The 5,130-nt window shown below is 32.9% G+C and carries 2 protein-coding genes; both read left to right on the top strand.

Annotated elements, in window-relative coordinates:
* Positions 1-338: 338 nt before the first annotated feature.
* On the top strand, positions 339-3,992 hold the full coding sequence (locus H601_RS0112720) for a DUF6443 domain-containing protein (RefSeq protein ID WP_156900409.1): 3,654 nt from the start codon (positions 339-341) through the stop codon (positions 3,990-3,992).
* Between the two features lie 8 nt (positions 3,993-4,000).
* Positions 4,001-4,741 (top strand): hypothetical protein, encoded by a 741-nt coding sequence (locus H601_RS0112715; protein WP_026711854.1) that lies wholly within the window; start codon positions 4,001-4,003, stop codon positions 4,739-4,741.
* Positions 4,742-5,130: the final 389 nt, after the last annotated feature.

The raw sequence follows: 5,130 nt of genomic DNA, 5'->3' as shown, positions 1-5,130 counted from the left end.
CCCGATACTTTGAACAAAGAAATATACTTCTTTACCGTGTTTCTGGAAAGTGAAAGGTACTTGCTGATAAATAAATTACTCTTGCCCTTGCAATGAAATTTAATGACTTTTCTTATCTTACTCATGTCTGTTATTTTATTTGCCATAATTCGTTTTTCAACGAATTTAGGTGGCTAACAGCATGAAAAAAAGTAGTATTTTTCGGTGGTCAATTTCAACCGGAAAGTGGTGGTCATTTTGACCCGAAATTAGGTGGTCATTTTGAATCGGAATCGATGGTCAATTTGCTCCGGAATTAGGTGGTCAATTTGACCGTTTTTTCCAAAAACAGCTCAATCATGAAAAAAATAATCTATTTATATCTTGTAATCCCTGTTTTGGTTTTTGCTCAAAGTCAGAATCAAAATTATATCAAAACAACTACTTATAAAGTTGAAACCAATACTACCATAACCAACCCTAATGTTAATGATGCGGCTGTTTCTGTTCAGTATTTTGATGGACTGGGTCGTCCTATTCAACAAGTAGCACATCAACAATCTACAACAAGAAAAGACATTATTGTGCATAGCGAATATGACCAACTAGGCAGACAAGTCAAAGAGTTTTTGCCCTATGTGAGAGAACAATCTTCCTTGAATTATGATACCGGAGCTCAAAATGCTCAGATGCAATTTTATGGAAATAACAATTTTGAACTCACAGGAAATCCACATTTTGAACTTACCGGTGCTCCTTTTTCTGAAAAAGAATTGGAAGCTTCTCCCTTATCTAGGGTGTTTAAACAAGCCGCACCGGGTAACCCTTGGAGTTTAGGAGGTGGCAAAGAAGTAAAATTAGCTTATGATTGTAATGAGACGGATGAAGTAGTGTTTTTTGGAGTCATAACATCACCAGAACCAATAGAAGGGTGTTATAACACAGAAATAGATTTGAATGGTTATTACGATCGTTGTCAGCTCTATAAAAATACCACCAAGGACGAAAACTGGACTTCCGGTCATAATAACACCACCATTGAGTACAAAGACAAACAAGGCAGAGTCGTTTTAAAGAGAACGTATAATGATAATGTAAAACATGACACGTATTACGTTTACGATAAATACGGTAATTTATCTTTTGTTATTCCACCGGCTGTAGATGTATCTCAACCCATTAACCAAGACATTTTAAACGGCTTATGTTACCAATACAAATACGACTACCGCAATCGATTAGTTGAGAAGAAACTACCCGGTAAACAATGGGAATACATCGTTTATGATAAAATGGATAAACCCGTTGCAACCGGTCCTGCTCTTGACCCCTTTGGAGGAAACACAACCGGATGGATGATTACCAAATATGACCGATTTAGCAGAGTTGTTTATACCGGATGGATTGAACAAGAAGAATTTACTACTGAGGAACGTCATGCCACACAACTATTGGTTAATGGAAACAATACACCGCAATATGAATCAAAATTAGCACAACCCATTACGGTTAATTCGGTTTCTTTGCCCTATAGTAATGATGTTCAACCTTCAGGTGGTATCATTATCCTTACCATCAATTATTATGATGATTATGCTTTTACTGCTGCTCCATCAACAATTCCTTCACAAATCAATGGAGTAGAAATTTTGCAAAATGTGAAAGGAATGCCCACCGGAAATTGGACAAGAGTGCTCACATCACCCAATGAATTATTAGCAGAGACAAGTTTTATGTACTATGACAAAAGAGGTAGAGCATTTTACACAAAGGTGAATAACCATTTGGGAGGACATACAGAAACATTTTCAAGACTAGACTTTCAAGGAACACCATTAGAAACGCAAACCATTCATCAACGTGATAGCAATCCACTTGTGGTAACCATTATTGATGAATTTGAATATTTGCACAATGGTAAACTGAAAAAACACATTCAAAAAGTGAACAATAACCCACAAGAACTCATCGTTGCCAATACTTATGATGAACTGGGTCAATTGATTTCAAAACAAGTAGGTGGCCAAGACATTCAGAATGAAATAGGGTACCAAAAAATTGACTATCGTTATAACATCAGAGGATGGCTAACCCACATCAATGATATTGAAGATTTAAGAGAAAACGGGGCTTTAAATGATGATTTATTTGCCTTTAAAATCAATTACAACGAAATTACTGAAGTGGAAAATGGCGACATGAATTTTGTCGCAACAAGTTTTAACAACACCGTCAAACCACTTTTTAACGGTAATATAGCTGAAACGTATTGGAAAACCGGAACCGATGATATCCTACGAAAATACAGTTACAGCTACGATGATTTGAACCGATTAAAGAAAGCCTATTTTCAGAAACCGTTTGATGTTGTTCCACACACACAGTCGTTTGATGAATACATCGATTATGATAAAAACGGGAATATATTGGAATTAAATCGCTTTGCCGACCATAACGAATATGGCAATGTCATAGAAATTGATGCGTTGAGTTATAGTTATGCTCAAAATTCAAACAGATTAATGAAAGTTACCGATGCTACAAATTTTGGGGCAGGTTTTCAAGACGATGGAGAGGACGGTGATGATTCACCGGATCAAAATGATGATTATGCTTATGATAATAACGGAAACATGATAAGTGATGAAAACAAAGGGATTGTAAGAATTACTTATAACCATTTAAATTTACCAACATCAATTAGATTTGTAAACGGAGAAATTCGTTATCTTTACACTGCCGCAGGCGTTAAAGTAGGCAAAACAGTTTACCAAGGCAGTCAAGCCCCAGTTGTAACCGATTATTTAGGCGGTTTTCAATATGTGAAAGGTAATTTACAATTCTTCCCACACCCGGAAGGATATGTAAGTGTGGTAAAATTTGGACCGGAAACCTTAGTAATTAACTATGCGTATCAGTACAAAGACCATTTAGGCAACATCCGCTTAAACTATGGAAAAGACCCTGAAACCAACGTTCTTAAAGTATTGGAAGAAAACCATTACTACCCTTTTGGCTTAAAACACCAAAATTACAACACGGGTAGAAGACAGCTAGGAAAAAAAGAGGAAATACTGGCAGGTAATTTAACTTTAATGCCGGCTTTTGTATTGCCAACGGAGGAAAAACCGATGGTGTATAAGTATAAGTACAACTCCAAAGAGTTTCAAGATGAACTAGGGTTGAATATGTATGACTATGGTTGGCGTAATTATGACCCAGCCATAGCACGATGGGTTAATTCAGATCCTTTATTGAATGACTTGAAATTTACATTTGATACTAGACTTGATGAGAAAGATGATGAAATTGATATGCTTGATGCATTTTCTACAATGGTTGAAGTTGGTGGTGGAATTTATAATCCTCATAACTTAAACCCTTATTCATACGGATATAATAATCCTGTTTCTTTTGATGATCCAGATGGAAGATGTCCTTGGTGTATCGCTGCAATAAAAGGAGCTGCTCAAGAATATGCTACACAAGTTATAGGGAATTTAATTGAAGGGAAATCTTTAGGTGATGCTTTAACTCAAGTTGATGGTGGAAAAATATTAAAAACTGCACTTGTTGATGGGTTAACTCTAGGAATGGGTAGCTTAGTATCAAAAGGAACTAAGGCAGTAAGCATTGCTAAAAGTGTTGATAAAGCTAATGACACAAAAAAAGCTGTTGAAAAAGCAAAAAAAGTTGAAAAGGCAGTTAATGGTAACTCTAAAACTAGTGAAAAAGCACAAACAATTTATGGCCTTAAAAATAAAGATACAGGTAATATTGAAAAAGTTGGTATTAGCGGTGGTAAAGTAGATAAAAACGGAAAACCGTATAGAGCTAATAAGCAAAAAAACAACGAAAATAAGAATGGAGGAAATTACGAAGTTGAAGTTTTAGATAAAGTTCCATCTGGTTCAGGTGCAAGAACTAAAGCCCTTGAGCTAGAAAAAAAACATACTGATAATAATAGTTCTACCATTGATCCTAGATTGCACAAAAGACCAAAACCAAATTAAAAAAGAATATGATTTTATATTACATAAGTTTAGGTTTAAATTATCGTGACTATATAACAAAAGATAATGAATTAAGATTTGAATTTCAAAAGAAGACTAGTTTTATTAATGATTATTTCTCAAAAAAAGTAAGAAAACTAAAGTTTCAGACTGATGGTACTTTTAATATGATTTCAATCTCTGTGTCAGAGTTTGAATTTAATTCAGTTAATTATGTTCCTTTGAATGTTTTAGAAGTTAATATAGAATTTGATAGAAGTAAATACGAATCTATCAAGAATTCACTAGATTGTAGTTATTATTTAGAAATTTTAGAACAAGGATTTAAAAAAGCATCCGAGATTAAATCTATACCATTGAACGAACTTTTAGAATTAATAGAAGAATTTAAAAATGATGGATACAAAAATAAATGGACTCACAAAAAAAAACACTTCAAAAACGAAGATTTAGAAATAATTTTAAATTGTGAATATACAAGTTTATATTTTGAGTTAACTATTTCAATAAATCAGATTTCGAAAAAGAAAAAATTATTAAGTGGTGTAATAATTAGAACAGAAGTTGGTGTGTCAATTCATGAAGGTATGTATAAAGATATTATAATACAAGATAATCATATAATTATAACCGATAAAACAGATAAATCAAGAGTATTAATTAATAAATTAAAAGTTTATAATGGCGTTTTAGATTTTAAAATTATGGGAGATGAAGAAATTGTAAAAATATTATCTTATCAAATGTAGTTACCTGCTAAGCAAAGTGTTCAGAATAAATATCCTATGAAAAGCTCCGCAAACGTCTCATATCTTTACAAAGTAAACAAATAAGGTTGTAATAACTACCAAGGTCTAGATACATTTTTATGATATTGTTCGGGAGGAATATCAACCTTATTTTAATCATATATTGAATTTGAATTAGTACTTAAACACTTTATTTTTATATAGAGATGTTGCATAAAATATGAGATAAAATCCAATATGATTTTGTTTACTTAACATTTTTAAATTTTTGAAATATGCTAAAGTATTCTGTTGGACTTGACGTTTCAAGTAAAAAAATTGATTGTTGTATTAGTGTTATTGACATTAATCAAAGAGTAACTGTAAAATCCAGTATTTCTATTTCCAAT

Source organism: Flavobacterium filum DSM 17961, assembly GCF_000425465.1.
Lineage (GTDB): Bacteria > Bacteroidota > Bacteroidia > Flavobacteriales > Flavobacteriaceae > Flavobacterium > Flavobacterium filum.
This window is presented reverse-complemented; position numbering and strand designations above follow the sequence as displayed.

Bases quoted from the DNA above. Each gene is read 5' to 3' on its own strand.
- H601_RS0112720 (WP_156900409.1), top strand. From the start codon at position 339: ATGAAAAAAATAATCTATTTATATCTTGTAATCCCTGTTTTGGTTTTT.
- H601_RS0112715 (WP_026711854.1), top strand. From the start codon at position 4,001: ATGATTTTATATTACATAAGTTTAGGTTTAAATTATCGTGACTATATA.